At 69.6% G+C, this 17588-nt stretch carries 14 protein-coding genes and 1 pseudogene; 8 read left to right on the top strand and 7 right to left on the bottom strand.

Features of this window, described 5'->3' with window-relative positions; translation table 11 throughout:
* Window positions 1-56: 56 nt before the first annotated feature.
* Window positions 57-995, top strand: a complete 939-nt coding sequence (locus tag ACZ6DL_RS01695) for an SMP-30/gluconolactonase/LRE family protein (RefSeq protein ID WP_466048355.1) — start codon at window positions 57-59, stop codon at window positions 993-995.
* Window positions 996-999: 4 nt separating this feature from the next.
* Here the strand turns inward: ACZ6DL_RS01695 and gatB are convergent, their stop codons facing one another.
* The 4 genes from gatB to ACZ6DL_RS01675 all read right to left on the bottom strand — a co-directional run bounded on the left by gatB (window position 1000) and on the right by ACZ6DL_RS01675 (window position 6014).
* A complete protein-coding gene (gene gatB, locus ACZ6DL_RS01690) occupies window positions 1000-2505 on the bottom strand; it encodes an Asp-tRNA(Asn)/Glu-tRNA(Gln) amidotransferase subunit GatB (RefSeq protein WP_466048353.1) in 1506 nt (501 codons plus the stop codon).
* A 64-nt stretch (window positions 2506-2569) separates the two neighbouring features.
* Window positions 2570-3946 carry an alpha/beta hydrolase family protein gene (locus tag ACZ6DL_RS01685; protein ID WP_466048352.1) on the bottom strand — a complete coding sequence of 459 codons (1377 nt, stop codon included), beginning with the start codon at window positions 3944-3946 and terminating at the stop codon, window positions 2570-2572.
* Between the two features lie 60 nt (window positions 3947-4006).
* On the bottom strand, window positions 4007-5041 hold the full coding sequence (locus ACZ6DL_RS01680) for an ATP-dependent 6-phosphofructokinase (RefSeq protein ID WP_062969957.1): 1035 nt from the start codon (window positions 5039-5041) through the stop codon (window positions 4007-4009).
* An 82-nt stretch (window positions 5042-5123) separates the two neighbouring features.
* On the bottom strand, window positions 5124-6014 hold the full coding sequence (locus ACZ6DL_RS01675) for a hypothetical protein (protein WP_466048350.1): 891 nt from the start codon (window positions 6012-6014) through the stop codon (window positions 5124-5126).
* Between the two features lie 859 nt (window positions 6015-6873).
* Between ACZ6DL_RS01675 and ACZ6DL_RS01670 the strand changes: the two genes are divergently transcribed.
* From ACZ6DL_RS01670 to ACZ6DL_RS01650, 5 genes are all read left to right on the top strand, one after another.
* The gene (locus ACZ6DL_RS01670; RefSeq protein WP_466048348.1) at window positions 6874-8004 is read left to right on the top strand and encodes a Gfo/Idh/MocA family protein; all 1131 of its coding nucleotides are present in this window, start codon (window positions 6874-6876) and stop codon (window positions 8002-8004) included.
* Between the two features lie 115 nt (window positions 8005-8119).
* A complete protein-coding gene (locus tag ACZ6DL_RS01665; RefSeq protein ID WP_393228249.1) occupies window positions 8120-8707 on the top strand; it encodes a TetR/AcrR family transcriptional regulator in 588 nt (195 codons plus the stop codon).
* A gap of 639 nt (window positions 8708-9346) precedes the next feature.
* Window positions 9347-10447 (top strand): cytochrome P450, encoded by a 1101-nt coding sequence (locus tag ACZ6DL_RS01660; RefSeq protein ID WP_466048346.1) that lies wholly within the window; start codon window positions 9347-9349, stop codon window positions 10445-10447.
* 178 nt (window positions 10448-10625) lie between these two features.
* Window positions 10626-11174 carry a cysteine dioxygenase gene (locus ACZ6DL_RS01655; RefSeq protein ID WP_357116513.1) on the top strand — a complete coding sequence of 183 codons (549 nt, stop codon included), beginning with the start codon at window positions 10626-10628 and terminating at the stop codon, window positions 11172-11174.
* Window positions 11171-11569 carry a rhodanese-like domain-containing protein gene (locus tag ACZ6DL_RS01650; protein ID WP_466048344.1) on the top strand — a complete coding sequence of 133 codons (399 nt, stop codon included), beginning with the start codon at window positions 11171-11173 and terminating at the stop codon, window positions 11567-11569. Before ACZ6DL_RS01655 ends, ACZ6DL_RS01650 begins: the two co-directional genes overlap by 4 nt.
* A gap of 1318 nt (window positions 11570-12887) precedes the next feature.
* Here ACZ6DL_RS01650 and ACZ6DL_RS01645 read toward each other — a convergent pair.
* The 3 genes and pseudogenes from ACZ6DL_RS01645 to ACZ6DL_RS01635 form a co-directional block, all read right to left on the bottom strand.
* Window positions 12888-13961, bottom strand: a pseudogene (locus ACZ6DL_RS01645) (serine/threonine-protein kinase); the annotation flags it as partial.
* A 70-nt stretch (window positions 13962-14031) separates the two neighbouring features.
* Window positions 14032-14685, bottom strand: a complete 654-nt coding sequence (locus ACZ6DL_RS01640) for a response regulator (protein WP_393230854.1) — start codon at window positions 14683-14685, stop codon at window positions 14032-14034.
* 199 nt (window positions 14686-14884) lie between these two features.
* Entirely contained in the window at window positions 14885-16198 is a 1314-nt protein-coding gene (locus ACZ6DL_RS01635; RefSeq protein ID WP_466048342.1) for a sensor histidine kinase, read from the bottom strand.
* Between the two features lie 158 nt (window positions 16199-16356).
* Between ACZ6DL_RS01635 and ACZ6DL_RS01630 the strand changes: the two genes are divergently transcribed.
* Window positions 16357-16665, top strand: coding sequence for a hypothetical protein (locus ACZ6DL_RS01630; RefSeq protein WP_062969959.1), 309 nt, complete (start codon window positions 16357-16359; stop codon window positions 16663-16665).
* 51 nt (window positions 16666-16716) lie between these two features.
* The gene (locus tag ACZ6DL_RS01625) at window positions 16717-17424 is read left to right on the top strand and encodes an ABC transporter ATP-binding protein (protein ID WP_466049506.1); all 708 of its coding nucleotides are present in this window, start codon (window positions 16717-16719) and stop codon (window positions 17422-17424) included.
* Window positions 17425-17588 lie beyond the last annotated feature (164 nt).

Below are 17588 nucleotides of genomic sequence, written 5' to 3'. Positions count from 1 at the left end.
CGGGACGGCCGGACGTCATCCGTGATCGGCGGCCCCGGGGACGGAGGGACGACGGGATGAGGCGAGTCCTCGTGATCTCGGCCGCACTGGCCTGCCTCGGCGCTACCGCGCTGGTGTCCACCGACCGAACAGCGGCACACCGCCCGGTCCGCACCGCGATCGACCTGCCCGCCGGGTTCCAGCCGGAGGGCATCGCGATCGGGTCGCGACCGGTGGCCTACTTCGGTTCGCGGACAGACGGCTCCATCTACCGCGCCGACCTGGTGACCGGTCGAGGCGACATCTTGAGCCCCGGGCCGGGCACCCCGGCACTGGGGATGCGGCTCGACCATCGCGACCGGCTGTTCGTCGCCGGAGGCACCGGAGGCGACGCCCGCGTCATCGACACCCGCACCGGCGCGGTGCAGGCGAACTACCGGCTGGGGACGCCGCCGGACACGTTCGTCAACGACGTGGTACTCACGCCCGCGGGCGCGTGGTTCACCGACTCGCGGACACCCGTGCTGTACCACCTGCCCATCGGCGACGACGCTGCCTTGCCGCCACCCACGGCGGTGGTGCGTCGCCCGCTGACCGGCGACATCCGCTACCAGCTCGGAGCGATCAACGCCAACGGGATCGTGCGCACGCCGGACGGTACCGGGCTGATCATCATGCAGTCGGTGACCGGCCGGCTGTTCCGTGTCGACCCGGCGACCGGTACGACGCGGCGGATCGATCTCGGCGCCGAGTCGCTGCCCGACGGCGACGGACTGCTGTTGTGCGGCAACACATTGTTCGTCGTCCAGAACCGGTCCAACGCGATCGCCGTGGTCGCGCTCGATCCCGCGGGAACGACGGGCACGATCCAACGGCGCGTCACCGACCCGCGTTTCGACGTACCGACGACCGTGGCCGCGTTCGGCGAACACCTTTACCTGCCGAACGCCCGCTACACCGCGCCGCCGAGCTCGAGCACGCTCTACACCTCTATCCGGATCGATCGACCCCGATAGAGAGTCAGCTGCAAGCAGCGAGCACGAGTTCCCGGACGCGCGCCGCGTCGGCCTGCCCCCGGGTCGCCTTCATGACGTCGCCGACGATCTTGCCCGCCGCCTGCACCTTGCCGGAGCGGATCTTGTCGGCGATGTCGGGGTTGGCGGCCAGGGCCTTCTCCACCTCCGACTGCAAGGCGCTGTCGTCGCTGACCATGCCGAGGCCCTTGGCTTCGACGATCTGCGCCGGGTCGCCCTCGCCGGCCAGCACGTGGTCGACGACCTGCTTGGCCACCTTGTTGTTGATCGTCTTCGCGTCGACCAGCTTGATCACCTCGGCGACCTGGGCCGGGGTGATCGGCAGCTCGTCCAGCGCGACCTCGCGCTCCTTGGCCTTCTCGGTGAGGTAGGCGACCCACCAGGAGCGCGCCTCGTTGGCCGGGGCGCCTGCGTCGACGGTGGCGATGATCAGGTCCAGCGCACCCGCGTTGACCAGGTCGCGCATCACCTCGTCGGACAGGCCCCAGTCGGACTGGATGCGCGCGCGGCGCAGCCAGGGGTACTCGGGGATGGTGTCGCGCAACCGCTCCACCCACTGCGCGTCGGGCGCGACCGGCTCGAGGTCTGGCTCGGGGAAGTAGCGGTAGTCCTCGGCGGTCTCCTTGCGGCGGCCGGGCGAGGTGGTGCCGTCGGTCTCGTGGAAGTGGCGGGTCTCCTGCACGATCGTGCCGCCGCTCGCCAGCACGGCCGCCTGCCTGCGCATCTCGTAGCGCACCGCGACCTCGACGCTGCGCAGCGAGTTGACGTTCTTGGTCTCGGTGCGGGTGCCGAATTCGGTTGCGCCGACCGGCATCAGGGAGACGTTCGCGTCGCAGCGCAGCGAGCCCTGCTCCATCTTCACGTCGGAGACGCCGAGCGACTTCAGCAGATCCCGCAGCGCCGTCACGTAGGCCCGCGCCACCTCCGGCGCCCGCTCCCCCGCGCCGGTGATCGGCTTGGTGACGATCTCGATCAACGGCACGCCCGCCCGGTTGTAGTCCAGCAGGGAGTGGCTGGCGCCGTGGATGCGACCGGTCGCGCCGCCCACGTGCACCGATTTGCCGGTGTCCTCCTCCATGTGCGCGCGCTCGATGTCCACGCGGAAGGTGCTGCCGTCGTCGAGCAGCACGTCCAGGTGCCCGTTCGTGGCGATCGGCTCGTCGTACTGGCTGATCTGATAGTTCTTGGGCTGATCCGGGTAGAAGTAGTTCTTGCGCGCGAACCGGCCCCACGGGGTGATCGAACAGTTCAGCGCCAGCCCGATCCGGATCGCGGACTCGACGGCCTTCTGGTTCACCACCGGCAGCGAGCCCGGCAGACCGAGGCACACCGGGCACACCTGGGTGTTCGGCTCGGCGCCGAACTCGGTCGGGCAACCGCAGAACATCTTCGTCGCGGTGTTCAGCTCGACGTGGACCTCCATGCCGAGCACCGGCTCGAACCGGGCGAGGACATCCGAGTAATCCATCAGGTCGACCGTGGGTGCGCTCATGGCCATCAGTTTAGGTAAACGCTCCCGCCGCAGCGCAGCGGCTCTCGCGTCGTGCGGCGGCGCGCTACTTCACCGGGACCCGCTGACGCAGCCAGCCGGTGACGTAGTCGAGCACCTCGGGTGCGATGGTCGTCTCGATGGTGCTGTACTCGCTGGGACGGCCGGTCTCGGTGGGCTGCATCAGGTGGTTGAGCCCCGGGAAGACGTGGACGGTCGCATCGGGATCGGCGGCGAGATGGTCGCGCATCGGCTGCTCGCTCTGCGCCGGGGGCACCTGGAGATCCTTGCCGCCGAAGAACGCGAGCACCGGAACGCGCAGGGCGGCCAGGGCGGGCGCCGGATCGTAAGCGACCAGGGCGGCCAGATACGGCGTGATCTGCGCGGCCGCCTGGTCCTCGGGCACGCGCTGGTCGGCGGGCAGCGACTGGTTCTGCCGGATGGCCAATTGCCGAGCGCCGTCCAGGTCACCCGCTTTCAGCAGGGCGGCCAGTTCGGTGGTGTCGCGTGCCCGGGTCTCCACCTGGTCCGGAGGAGTGCCGTTCGCGGCGGCGAGCAAGCGGGTCTGCTCGATGAGCACATCCGCGCCGGGGACACCGGGCCCGGCCATCAGGATTGCGAACGCGACGCCGCTGTCGGGGCGCGCGGCGACCAGCGGTGCGAGGTAGCCGCCTTCGCTGTGCCCGAAGAGCCCGACCCGGGCCGGATCGACCTCGGGGCGGGCGCGCAGGAAGCGGACACCCGCGGCGGCGTCCTCGGCCAGGTCGGCGTAGTTCGCGTCGTCCAGTTTGCCGCCGGTGCCGCCGACGCCCCGGTCGTCGGTGCGCAGCACGGCGTAACCCGCGCGGGTGAAGGTGTCGGCCAGCAGCAGGAACGGCTTGTGGCCCATGAGGTCTTCGTTGCGGTCCTGGGGGCCGCTTCCGGAGATCATGAGGATGGCGGGGAACGGGCCCGGCCCCTGCGGTTCGGTCAGTGTGCCCGCGATGGTGATGTCGCCGGCGCGGTAGGTGACGTCCTCGGCCTTGTACGGGAACGGCGGCTTCGGTTCCTGGGGGCGGGCGGGCGGCGTCACCTTGCCTCGGCTCAGCGTGAGCCGGAAGCTCTGACCCGCCTGGGTGAAATCGCCGGCGATCCGGTCGCTTCCGGACTCGTACTCGCCACGGAACACCGGGTCGCCCGGGATATCGGGGATCGCGAACGACACGCCGTTGCGGTCGGTGCTGACGTCCTTCAGCTGCGCGCCGCTCACGCCCTGCAAGGGAATGTCGATGGTGGCCGTACCGTCGTCGCGGAAGCTCACTCCGACTTGCAGGGGCTGACCGGGGACCTCGATGGCGCCGTGCCAGTCTCCGGTGGTCGGCTCGGGCGGATTCGACTCCGAACACCCTGCCACCAACGCCGCGATGACCAACAGAGCCAACGCGATCAGTCGCCCACTGCGCATGCGACTCACAGTACCGACGATCCGGACCGTCCCCGGCTATTCGCCGCGCGCGTACCGCACCTACCCGAAGAACGCCTCCGCCTCACGGTGGCGTTCCGGCGGCACTCGCTTGAGCTGCTTGGTGGCCTCCGACAGCGGAACCAGGTCGATGCTGGTGCCGTGCAGCGCGACCATCTGACCGAACTTGCCCGCGTGCACCGCCTCGGCCGCGTGCAGGCCGAAGCGGGTGGCCAGCACCCGGTCGTAGGGCGTGGGGCTGCCGCCGCGCTGCACGTGGCCGAGCACGGTGGTGCGTACCTCTTTGCCGATGCGCCGCTCGATCTCCACGCCCAGTTGCTGGGCGACGCCAGTGAACCGCTCGTGGCCGAACTCGTCGATACCGCCCTCGCGCAGGGTGAATCCGGAGTCCGGCGCCGGGTGCGACCCCTCGGCGACCACACAGATGAAGTGTTTGTCGCCGCGCTGGAAGCGACGCTTGATCATCGCGCACACCTCGTCCACCTCGAACGGGACCTCGGGCACCAGAGTCAGGTGCGCGCCCGCCGCCATGCCGGCGCCGATCGCGATCCAGCCCGCGTGCCGGCCCATCACCTCGATGAGCATGACGCGCTGGTGCGACTCGGCGGTGGTGTGCAGCCGGTCGATCGCCTCGGTCGCGATGTTCAGCGCGGTGTCGTGGCCGAAAGTGACGTCGGTGCAGTCGATGTCGTTGTCGATGGTCTTCGGCACGCCGACCACCGGCACGCCCTCGTCGGACAGCCAGCTCGCGGCCGTCAGCGTGCCCTCGCCGCCGATCGGGATCAGCGCTTCGATGCCGTTGTCGTCCAGGGTCTGTTTGATCCGGCCCAGGCCTGCGCGCAGCACGTCGGGGTTGGTGCGAGCGGTGCCGAGGATGGTGCCGCCCTTGGTGAGGATCCGGTCGGTGCGGTCGTCATTGCGGATCTGGATCTTGCGATCCTCCAATAGACCGCGCCAACCGTCCTCGAAGCCGACGATCGCGTCTCCGTAGCGGCCGTTCGCGGTACGAACGATGGCGCGGATGACCGCGTTCAGTCCTGGGCAGTCTCCGCCTCCGGTCAGAACTCCGATGCGCATGGCCGCTATCTTGCCCTTCATGTCCGATCTCGGCAGCCCCGCCCCCGTGAACGGCGTGTAACACTGACCTGGACGGATGGCCTCATGCGGCCGGGCAGCGCCCCCCTGCCAGCTCGTCGAGATGCTCGGAGACGACCGTGGCCAGTTTGTCCAGGATGTTCATGCCGTCGCTGAACGATCCGGACTCGGGCTGCACCGCGATCGCGATCGCGATCTTGCCCGAGGGGAGGTCGATGACCCCGAACTGGCGTACGAGATAGGCGCCCGAGGTGTCCGGCCCCCAGCCGCCCTTGAACTCGGCGCCACCGAACTCGCCGAGACCCCAGCGCTGGCTTGCTATGACCTGCTCCATCAGCGAGGTCACGCGCTCGGCCTGGGGCAGGCAGGGCAGCCGCGAGGCGAACCGCACCTGGTCGGTCAGCGACCATTCCGCCTGCCCGAAGGCCGAATGCTCGGCGCGGGCACGGGTCGCGGGTACGACGGTCCTGTTGTCACCGCCCTCGCGCAACACCGCCTGCACGGCCTGCGCCGCCTCCTGCGCGGTGCCCAGCGACTGCCAGAGCGCGTCGGCGGCGGCGTTGTCGGACTGCGTGATCGCCGCCGACGCGGCGTAACTGGAGCTGCTCGAAGAGCGCCGGAGCGCGGCGATGGTCAGCGGGACCTTCATCGTCGACCAGGCAGGGCCGCTGGTCCATTCGCCGAAGGTGACCGCCTGCTCGCCGCCGACCGGCATGATGGCCATGCCGAGCTTCCCGCGCACACCCGCCGCCAGTTCGGCGTAGCTCGCGGCCAGGGTGCCCGGCACGATGAGCGACAAGCCCTTCTGGTCGGTACGCGCCGCGGCCTCGGTGATGCTGGGTTCGGTCGACGCCGGATCTTCCGCGCGGTTGGTTCCGCATCCGGCTACCAGAGATACGACAAGCGCCGCACAACCCAGGACGGTTCGAGTTCTGCGGAATAGATCAATAGACATTCTCGACACATTCTGTTCGCGAGCTCCGCCGGGCTGCGCCGCTGGTTCAGCGTCCCGATACCGTACTTGCCCGGCTCGCCGGCCGTCGGCCGCGACGGCGGGGGCGCGGCCACGGGTCGGCTGATCCTTGTGGCCCCGCCAGGTGACGACGGCGTGGTCAACAAGCATGGACACCTCCACCTACCCGCCCGATGTCGCCGAGCGGCCGGGGTCGGCAGCGGCGCTGCTCGCCGCGACCTCACCCGAGAACTGCTTCTCGTTATCCCGGAGAACGTACTAGATGAATTGATTACGCCCCAGTTCGCCGAAAACCTCTGACCGCCACCCGCACTGCCGGACCGAGCGCCGCACGCCGGTCCCGCTCAATAGCATCGGAGTATTACCGCAGGATTTATCGGGTGCCGCGACACGGTATTCGATGGTCCGACTTTCGGGGAGCGCGTTCGGAGGTCACGACGAGATGCCTCGGACCCATCCGCGAGCCCGCGCTACTACCGGCACGCACCCGCGAACCCGAGAGCGCTCGGCCGACACACACCGAACCGCCGATGACGACGGGCGAGTCCGGCTCGGCGGCGACACCGCTCGAACGGCTTCGGCGACGGTCGACATCGCGCCGATGACGACGGGCGGGCCCAACTCGGCGGCGACACCGTCCGAGGACGTGCTGTCACCATGCCGCCCGAACTCCACGCCGTCGGACGCGCAATCGCGTAGCAACCTCTGCGCTACCCCGACCCACGCCGGATCGGTCGCTCACAGCGGCCGCGAGTTTCTTACCGAACGGTACTTTACCTATTGCCCAAGAGGTCGTGCGCCGCCTAGTTTATTACCAAACGGTATAGAACTAGGAGTGTGCATGACCGCTCGCATCACCGCCCCGCTCGGCGTCGGCATCGTCGGCGCGAATCCCACCGGTAGCTGGGCAGCCGCAGCTCATCTACCCGCGCTGGCACAACTGCCCGAGTTCCGCGTCACGGCGGTGGCGACGACGAATCGCGTCTCGGCCGACGCGGCGGCCGAGGCCACCGGCGCACGGCACGCGTTCACCGACGCGGCGCAGCTGGCGGCACATCCGGAGGTGGATCTGGTTGTGGCGGCGGTCAAGTCGCCGGGGCACGGGGATGTGGTGCGCGCGGCGCTCGCCGCCGGAAAACACGTCCTCTGCGAGTGGCCGATGGGCACGAGTGCCGCCGAGGCCACCGAACTGACCAGCGCGGCGGTGGCGGCGGGCGTGGTGCACGCCGTGGTGCTCCAGGGCTACCACTCGCCTTCGGTGAACTTCGTCAGGGACCTGCTCGCGGCGGACCGGATCGGCGCCGTTTCCGCGATCACCCTCATCGCCGCCGGAGATCCGTTCGGCGGCAGCTCGATTCGGCCCGAACTCGCCTGGACCACCGATCCCGGCAAGGGCAGTGGCCTGCTGACCATCATGGCCGGACATGTGCTCGGCGTGCTCGAACACCTGGCCGGTGAACTCACCGAAGTATCCGCCGTCCTCGCCACACTGCACGACGAGCTGACCGTGCTGGGGACCGGCCGCACGGTCCCGAATCGGCAGCCCGGGCAATTGGCCGTGGTCGGCCGCCTGGCAGGCGGCGCCGTCGTCGCGGTGACCGTGCACGGCGGACACGCGGACGCACCGCACGGATTCGCGCTCTACATCCGCGGCACGCGGGGAACCCTGACCATCACTCCGGTCCAGTCCGGGATGTATCCGCACTGGGCGGATTGGCGCGTCGAACTTCGCGGCAACGACGGAGCGGTCAGCGACCTCCAGATCCCTGATCACTACCGCCCACTGCCCTCCACACTGCCCGCGGGCCCGATCGCGCACGTGGCGGGCGTCTACCGCGAGACCGCCACCGCCATCGTCGAAGGCAGGTCCGCCCGCCCCGACTTCACCGTCGGCCTGCGCCAGCGCCGCCTGCTCGACGCCGTCACCGCGGCGGCGGAAACCGGCTTGCGTCAGCAGGTCACAATGCTGTGAGTCCGCGTCATCGAAGCGGGACCGTGGCGCGAGCCGCCTGCCGCCCCCGGCAACCGCGGAGACTCCACGGCGGCACCCAGTACAGTACCGGCAGGTAAGAAACTGGGAGGTGTCCATGCCCGGAGGCCGGCCGCGCGGCTTCGACATCGACAGCGCGTTGGATCGAGCGCTGGAGGTGTTCTGGAGGTACGGCTACGAGGGCGCCGCGCTGTCGGATCTCACCGCGGCGATGGGCATCAACCGTCCGAGCCTCTATGCCGCTTTCGGCAGCAAAGCCGAGCTGTTCGACCGCGTCCTCCAACGCTACGCCGACGGTCCCGGGCACTACGTCGCCGAAGCCCTCGCACGTCCGACCGCTCGAGCGGTCGCCACCGCTTTCCTCCAAGGCGCGATCGGGCTCACCACCGGGCATGACAGCCCCGGCTGCCTTTCGGTGCGCAGCGTGCAAGCATGCGGGCCGGAGGCGGAGCACAGCCGTAAGGCCGCGATCGCGGTCCGGCTCGCGGGCGAGGCAGCGCTGCGACGGCGCTTGGAGCGGGCACGCGCCGACGGCGACCTGCCACGGGACAGCAAACCGGCCGATCTCGCCCGCTATCTCCTTACGATCTCCGACGGAATCGCCGTCCAGGCGGCCGCGGGCGCGAAGCCGACTCATCTGCGCCGCACCGTGGACATCGCCCTGCGGTCGTGGCCGCAGCCCTGATCACAGCCGCACGGTTCGAACGCAGGCCGGCCCCCGGAGAAGGTGTGGCGTGCGATCAGCGACCTGAGCGAAATGCCGTTTGGTTCCCGGCCGGTGTCACGGCCGGACGATGCGCGGACCTCCGCGAATGAGCAGGCCCACCGCCTGAACCTCCAACTGCGAACCCGCTGTCACCGGCCCGCGATTCCGTCTCGGACGAACGGAGATTCGCGCGGCCCGGGGCATTCTCGGCAAAGCGATCCGGTGGGCGCGCCCTGGCCGGATTCGGCAGCCGCGGCTCGATCATCGCGCCGCGTGCCCAGCGGATAGCTCCGCATTCACGGATCGAGCGGCTCAAACGACCCCGCCACCGGGTGGGAACTGCTTACGATCCCGTAGCACATCGCGAAACATGCACCTGCTCGGCGCGTAGCCGACCCGCGTGACAGCACGCGTCGGTGAAGCGCCTTCCCCCTGGAGTCACGCCCTTTGTCCACGCCACAGTCCCCACAATCCGCCTCCGAGAGCACGAAAAGCTGTCCCGTACAGCACGGTTCGCCACTCGACTCCGACGGGCCCCGGTTCCCGCTGTATACGGAGGCATTCGCCGCCGATCCCCATCGCGCCTACCGAGAGATGCGCCACCGATACGGCTCGCTCGTGCCGATCGAACTGGCGCCGAACGTGCCCGCCACGTTGGTGATCGGCTATTACACGGCGTTGCGAATCCTCAACGACCCCGTGCATTTTCCCGCGGACCCGCGGACTTGGCAGCAGGGCATTCCCGCGGGTTGCCCGATCCTGCCGATGATGGAGTGGCGACCGAACGCGTTGCGCAGCACCGGTTTCGAGCACCAGCGCTACCGGCAGGTGAATGTCGCGAGTATCGGCGAAGTGGATCTGCACGCGTTGCATTCGACGACCGAGCAGATCGCGGGCCCGCTGATCAATGCCTTCTGCCAGGACGGCGCTGCGGACCTGATCAGCCAGTACTCGTTTCCGCTGACGTTCGCGGTGCTCAACTCGGCGCTCGGCTGCCCGCCGGAGATCGGGCAGCAAGTCGCGACGGGCATGGCCGCCATCTTCGAAGGCGTCAACGCGGACAAGGGCAACGCGATGCTCGCCGACGCGCTGTACGACCTGGTGCAGATGAAGCGGAGCAGTCCGGCCGACGACATCACCTCGCGACTGCTGCGCCACCCCGCCGGGCTCGACGACATGGAGATGATCCACCAGCTGGTCACACTGTACGGGGCGGGCATCGAACCCCAGCAGAACCTGATCGCCAACACGTTGCGATTGATGCTCACCGACCGCCGGTTCGCGGGCGGGATATTCGGCGGCAGTCTTTCCACCCGCGACGCGCTCGACGAGGTGCTGTTCGACGACCCGCCGGGGGCCAACTACTGCTTCAGCTACCCGAAGCAGCCGATCCTGATCGACGACGTCTGGTTGCCCGCGCACCAGCCGGTCGTGATCAGCATGGCCGGTTGCAACCACGACCCGGCGATCCACACCGGCGAGTACACCGACAGTCGTGCACACCTCGCCTGGGGAGCCGGGCCGCACGCCTGCCCCGCCCGATCGATGGCCTACCTGATCGCGCAGGACGCCATCGACCAGCTCCTCGACGCGCTGCCCGAGATACGGCTCGCGGTCCCGGCAGAGGAGCTGACCTGGCGACCGGGTCCGTTCCACCGGGCCCTCGTGTCGTTGCCCGTCGTGTTCCCCGAATCCCCGCCGATGCCCACGTTCGGGTAACGAACCGCGCTCGCCGGGCGCCGCGGCGGCCGCCCAAGGGCCGTACGACCACGCTCCGACCGCGATCGATCGAATTTTGTTCGCGCTGATCGTGATTGGTGCCAAACGCGCCGCGACGGCGCAGAATCCACGCGGCAGCCGCGAAGCGCTCATCCGACCGATCCCGTCAGGAGCACATGTGACCACTTCCCTTCCGGTGAACCTCAAGCACGCGCGCGACATCCATCCCGACATCGACGTGCCGCTGGTTCGAGACGCCATCCACCCGGAGCGGGCGCTGTGGTCGGCTGCGGAACTACACCGGCTGACCAGCCTGGTGGCCGAAGAATTGGCGACGCCGCTGCTGGACATCGTGCGATTCGATGCCGATCAGCGCTGGTGGACCCGCCTGGCCTTGACCATGGGCGTCGAGTTGTGGCTGCTGTCCTGGGCGCCGGGACAGGGCACCGAACCGCACGACCACGGCGGCGCCTCCGGGGCGTTCACCATGACCGTGGGGGAACTCAGCGAGGAGTATCTGCATCTCGGCGGTTCGATCCGGAAGGCGGAACGGCGAGCGGGCGACACGGTCGGCTTCGGCCCCGATCGAGCGCACCAGCTGCGCAACGACAAGCTGTGGCCGGCCGCGTCGGTCCACGCGTACTCGCCGCCGCTCCGGCCGGTCCGCGAATACCGTACGCTGGCGGACTTCGCAGGAACGTCGGTGAGCGGAGTGGGAGCACGATGAATACAGGCGCCGAGGACATGGTCGCGCGCGCCAGGGCGCGACTGGAGCGGGTGACACCGGAGCAGGCCGCCGCGGTGCAGTCCCGAGGTGGACTGATCGTGGACATCCGGCCGCACGCGAACCGGATCGCCGAGGGCGAGATACCCGGCGCGGTGGTGGTCGAACGGATCGTCCTGGAGTGGCGCTTGGATCCGAACGGCGATCACCGGCTACCGAGCCTCACCTCGGACACTCCCGTGGTGATCGTGTGCAACGAGGGCTACGCCTCGAGTCTCGCGGCGGCCGACGGGTTGCGCCTCGGGCTGCGGCGGGTGACCGACCTCGTGGGCGGTTTCCGCGCGTGGAAGGCGGCGGGCCTGCCGGTGGTCGCGGGCGGAACCCCGGCCGTGCCCTAGCCGGTCCCCATTCCGGGCGACGCGGGCATCATTCGGGCAGCCGTCAGTAGACGTAGACGACCGCGTTCTCACCGCCGCTGCAAGTGACGAGCGGCCCCTCGGTCAGGCAGTTCATGGTGTAGGACCGGCCGGTGACCGGGCTGGTCGCGACGACCGTGCGCGGTGCGTCGCGAGTCGCGTTCTGCGCCGCGCCGTTCGCGGCATAGGCGCTGCGCACCGCTTCCGCGAACGCGCAACTGGTCACCGGGGTACCCGTCGCCGACTGGGTGAACGTCCCGGAGGCGGCTTGCCCCTGGCCGCACGGTTTCGCGCCCGGGGGCAGCGTCACCGGAGTCGTCTTCGCCGAGGTGGACGTCGCGGGCGAGGACGACGTGCGGGTCGGCGCCTGGGCGCTGGGCCGCGCGGCTGGCGCGGGCGCCTCGGAAAGGGCGGCGGCGGAGGTCGGCTCGACCTCGCCGGAGCCGAACGACTGCCAGGCGATCGCGCCGCCGACGGTCAGCGCGACGATGGCGAAGACGGCCACCATGATGGGCAGCGCTATCGAGCGACCCGCACGCGACGAGGAGTAATCGGACTCGTCGTAATCGTCGTAGCCGTACTCCGGCTCGTCGCGGCCCACCGGATAGCCGGTGCGCGCGGGGTAGTCACCGCGCGGTGGATAGTCGGTACGCGCCGCGTAGCCTGCCGTTTCCAGATACTGGGTCGGCGCCGCGTCCGGTGCGGGAAGGTAACCGGACGTGCCCTGCGGGGCGACCGAGCCGGGTCCTCGATCCGGGTAGGGCGCCGTCTCCGGGTAGTTCTCGACTCCCGGATGCGGCCCATCGGCGAAGGCGTAATTAGGCGACTGGGAGTAGGCCTGCGGCGGCATATCGGAATACGCCCGAACCTCGGTCGGCTCCGCATAGCTGCGCGTGGCATCTAGGTCGGCCTGCGCGTCGCCCGCCTGTGCCGCGTACGGCTGCGGCGGCACATCGGAATGCGCCCGAATCGCAGTCGGTTCCGCGAATCTCCGTGTGGCGTCGAACTCGGCCTGCGCGTCGCCCGCCTGTCCCGCGTACGGCTGCGGGCGCACAGCGGAATACGCCCGATCGCCAGTCGGTTCCGCATAGCTTCGCGTGGCGTCGGGATCGGCCTGCGCGAAGCCGTCCGGCTGTCCCGGGTAGGCCTGCCCGGGATCGAAGTAGTCCTGTGCGGCCGGATCGGCGAAATTCTGCGGATACACCTGCGTCGGCGGGGCCGGATGCTCGGGTGCCTGCGGGAATCCCGCGGATTCCAGATATGCCTGGGTTTCCGGGTAAAGGTGCGCGTCCGGGAAGGGTCGCATCGGAGGCAATTCCACCTCCGGCGTCGACGGCGCTCGCGGCCCCGGGGAGGGTGGAGTCGTTTCCGCAGGCGGAAGCGGCGTGAACTGGAATTCCGCCGGCCGGATCACCGTCGGCGCGCTCGGATGGATCACCGCGGGAAGCGAGAGTTCGCCCGTCGATTCCGGCGCGGCCGCCGCACCGGGGCGCTGGGACCGGTCGGGTGCCCGCACCACCAGCATCGGCCCGGTGGCAGGCGCCGAGGTGAGCGCGGCGCGCGCCGCCCTGGCCAACGCGGTCGCGGTCGGGAAGCGGTCGGCCGGGTCCTTGGCCATACCGCGGCTCACCACCCCGTCCAACGCGGCGGGAATACCGGCGGCCTGTGCGCTCGGCCGCGGCGGCGGATCGGACATGTGCGCCTTGATCAGCACGTTCATGCTGGCCGACGGGAACGGCGTCGCTCCGGTCAGGCATTCGTGCAGCACGCAGGCCAGCGAGTAGACGTCGGCGCGGCCGGTCACCGGTCCGACGTCGAAGCGTTCCGGGGCCATGTAGATATAGGAGCCGACCGCCATGCCGACCAAGGTCACCGCGCTGTCGCCCTCGGTGTGCGCGATGCCGAAATCGGCGAGATACGCGAAATCCGCGTCGGTGACCAGAATGTTCGCCGGTTTCACGTCGCGGTGCACCAGATTGCTCGCGTGCGCGGCATCCAGGGCGGAGGCGATCTGCTCGATGATGCCGACCGCGCGGGCGGGGCTCAGCGCGCCCTGACCGCGCAACATGGTGCGCAGGTCGGCGCCCCGGACCAGCCGCATGTCGATGAACAGCACGCCGTCGATCACGCCCCAGTCGTGGATCGGGATGACATGCGGTTCGGCCAGCCGGGCGGCGGCCTGCGATTCGCGCCGGAATCGCAACTGGTACATCGGGTCTTTGGCGAGTTCTTCCGACAGCAGCTTGACCGCGACCGCGCGCTCCTTGACCGTGTCGTATGCCTCGTAGACCTCCCCCATTCCCCCCTTGCCCAGCAGCGACCGCAGTTCGTACGGCCCGAAACGCGTGCCGGTTCTCGGCCCAGGTTCCTGCACCCGTCATCCTCCGCATCCCGGGCGGGGATCGCACACCGAGATCACGCGGTACGCGACCGGAGCCCACCCGTCACAGAGTGGATTCTCCGGGTGTCACCACCCCGTGGTCAAACGCGAACACGATCGCCGCGGCGCGATCCCGGAGTTCGAGCTTACCGAAGATATGTCCCACATGACTTTTCACGGTCACTTCCGAGATGCCGAGCTCGCGAGCGATCTCCGCGTTCACCCGGCCGCGCCCGATCAGTTCGAGCACCTCGTACTCGCGGGCGGTCAGGTCGGACAGGCGGGCATCGGTGTCGGTGCGCACCGGGCGCACCGTGCGATAGGCCGACAGCACGCGGCCGGTCACCGCGGGGTCGAGCCAGGCTCCGCCGCCCGCGACCATCCGCACCGCGCGGATGAGGTCCTCGGCGGGCGAGTCCTTCAGGATGAATCCGGCCGCGCCCGCGCGCAGCGCCCCGGACAGCAGCTGATCGTCGTCGAAGGTGGTGAGCACGAGAACCGGCGGAGCACCGTCGCGCGCCCGCAGCATCCTGGTCGCGTCGATGCCGCCGACCCGTTTCATCCGCAGGTCCATCAGCACCACGTCGGGGCGGGCCTGCGCCACGGCGGCCGGGACCTCGTCGCCGTCGGCGCACTCGCTGACCACGAATCCGTCCCGCCTGCGCAGGATTCGCCGCAGCCCGCCGCGCACGAGTTCCTGGTCGTCCACCACCAGCACCGTCACGGCTTCTTCGCCACTCGCGGCCGAGGTCAGGCTCACGGCCGGACCTCGCCGACGCCCGGCTCCGCCCTGCGCGACGGCACACCGCATCCTCGGCTCACCCGCCGACGCTCACTCACAACCACCGCACCGAAGCCCGGCTCTGTCGTTGGCGACGACGACACGCCGTATTCCCGGACCACTCGCTGACGCTCGCTCACGAACCCTCCCGTCCGTTCGTCGTGGACCCGGGCAGCACCGGACACGACGGGCCGCCCCGGCCGGGCGCGAGCGGAATACCGGCGCGCACCGACCAGCCGCGGTCCGACGGGCCGGCGGTCATGCGGCCGCCGAGCAGTTCGGCGCGCTGGCGCATGCCGGAAAGCCCCATGCCCGCGCCGCGGTGGGCGGGTAGTCCGCCGGGCACCGTGTTGTCCACCGTGAGGGTCACCATCGTCGCGTCCACCGCGAGCAGGACCCTGGCGGACGCGCCGTGCGCGTGCTTGACGACGTTCGCCAGCGACTCCTGGCAGATCCGGTACAGCGCGAGCCCGACCGCGGGTGACACCGCGCCCACATCGCCGTCGCGGTCGTAACGCACGTCCAGGCCCGCCCGCACGAAATCGCCGACCAAGTCCACGATGTCCTCCACGCCCGGCTCCGGGACCTGCTTCCAAGGTCGCGCGTCGAGCAGGCCCACGGTGCGGCGGATGTCGGCCATCGCCTGCCGCCCGAGCCGCTCGGCATCGGTCAGCGCTTCCACGGCTTCGTCCACGTCGCGGTCGGTCTGCAACGCGTGCCGGGCTGCGGTGAGATGCAGCAGCGTGACGCTGAGCGAGTGCGCGATCACGTCGTGCACTTCCCTGGCGATCCGGTGGCGCTCCTCGTCGGCGGCCTGCACCGCGCGGATGTCCTGGTAGCCGCGTTCCTGGTAGAGGAAGCGGCGCTGATATTGCAGCATCAGCCCGGCCATCCAGCCGAACGCGATGCCGACCAGGTAGGTGGGCAACCCCTCCGGGACGTGGCCGATCGCATCGAAGGCGACCAGTTGCAGCATCATCGCGACCGTGACCGGGATGCTCACCCGTTTCGGCGCGATCGCCGCGATCTCCCCCGCGGCGGCCACCAGGACGAACGGAGCGAAGTCGGCCGCGACCGGTTGGGCGAGGAACAGCGCCTCGGCCGCCATGGCCAGCCCGCCGAGCAGCAGCGGGCGCGGCAGCACGCCGAGCAACGCGTGCAACGGACCGAAGGCACAGGTCAACAGGACCGCGATGATCGGGAGCGGGGTCGGGAAGTAGCTGTGCCGCTGCACCGCCGCCGCGACCGCCACGGCGAAGACCGCGATATCGACGCTGACGATGACCGACGGCGGATAGTCGTAGGGCAGCTCCTCGACGCTGCGCCGGAACGCCGCGATCGGATCGCGCGCGAACTCGGCGCACCGCTCCCGGCCACGCCGCATCGAGGCCCGCACGCGGCCCGCGCGAGGCGTACCGGGCGGTGCTTCGGCTACGCCGGTCGAACCCATTCTGTAAGGCTAGCCGCCGCATCCGGGCCGGTACATCGTCCCGCGAACGGGCCGACGCTCCTACCGTGGGCGGAGACGCATTCGGGTCCCTGGCACGACGACAACAAGACCGTCGCGTCCGTAGCGTGGGCGAGAGTTCACAGAGGAAGGCGATGGCCATGTCCTGGACGGATCAGCACGCTCGAACCGACATCGTGCACACCGTGCTCACCCGCGCGGCGCTCGATCCGGCCGATCCCGACCTGTTCGAGGGGTTCGATGACCTGGATCGGCTGTTCGGTGGCGCGGAGGGGCTCCTGCTCACGCTGCGCTACCGGTGGAACCTGCATTTCGCCGCGAAACTAGACCAAGGGCTGACGGCGATGGAGGCCTACCTGGAACTGTCGGCCGAGCAGCCGGTGCTGCGCGCGGTGCTCGACGCGCAGTATCGTCGCCGCAAACTCGCGTCGGAGGCCATGGCGCGGTAACGCGCGATGAGGAACGAAGAATTGATCGACCGTACGGAGCGGGGGACAACGATGCCGGAACCGGCGATGCTGGAACTATCGGGAGTGACGAAGGAGTATCGGGTCGGCGGCCAGGCGGTCCGTGCGCTCGACGACGTCGGATTGCGTATCGAGACGGGGGAATTCACCTCGATCATCGGGCCCTCCGGTTCCGGCAAGAGCACGCTGTTGCATTTGCTCGGCGCGCTGGACAGTCCCGACGCGGGCTCGATCCGGTTCCGGGGCGAGGAGATCGGCGCGCTGGACGAGGAACAGCAGTCGGCATTCCGGCGCCACCAGGTCGGTTTCGTGTTCCAGTTCTTCAATTTGCTGCCCACGCTCTCGGCGTGGGAGAACGTGGCGATACCGAAATTGCTGGACGGCACGGGTTTGCGTAAGGCCAAGCCGCGCGCTCTGGAATTGCTCGACCGGGTCGGGCTCGCCGAGCGGGCCGAACACCGCCCCGCCGAATTGTCCGGCGGGCAGATGCAGCGAGTGGCGGTGGCGCGGGCGCTGATCATGGACCCGCCGCTGATCCTGGCCGACGAGCCCACCGGCAACCTCGACTCCAAGACCGGCGCCGCCATCCTCGAATTGCTCGGGGAGATCGCCGCAGCCGGCAGTTCGGTGGTGATGGTGACCCACGACATGGGCGCGGTGAGCTACTGCGACCGGGTGATCACGCTGCGCGACGGCCGGATCGGGTCCAATGACAAGGTCGAGCGGACGGTCAACGCATGAGCGGTCAGGGCCGGAGGCGGCAGCGAAGCGTAACCACGCAGGACCCCGCTCAGGCGACAAACGAACACCGCATGAGCGGTCAGGGCCGGAGGCGGCAGCGAAGCGTAACCACGCAGGACCCCGCTCAGGCGACAAACGAACACCGCATGAGCGGTCAGGGCCGG

Source organism: Nocardia sp. NPDC041819 (assembly GCF_055590505.1).
Note: the sequence above shows the minus strand (reverse complement) of the source record. Positions and strands in the feature narration are given on the sequence as shown.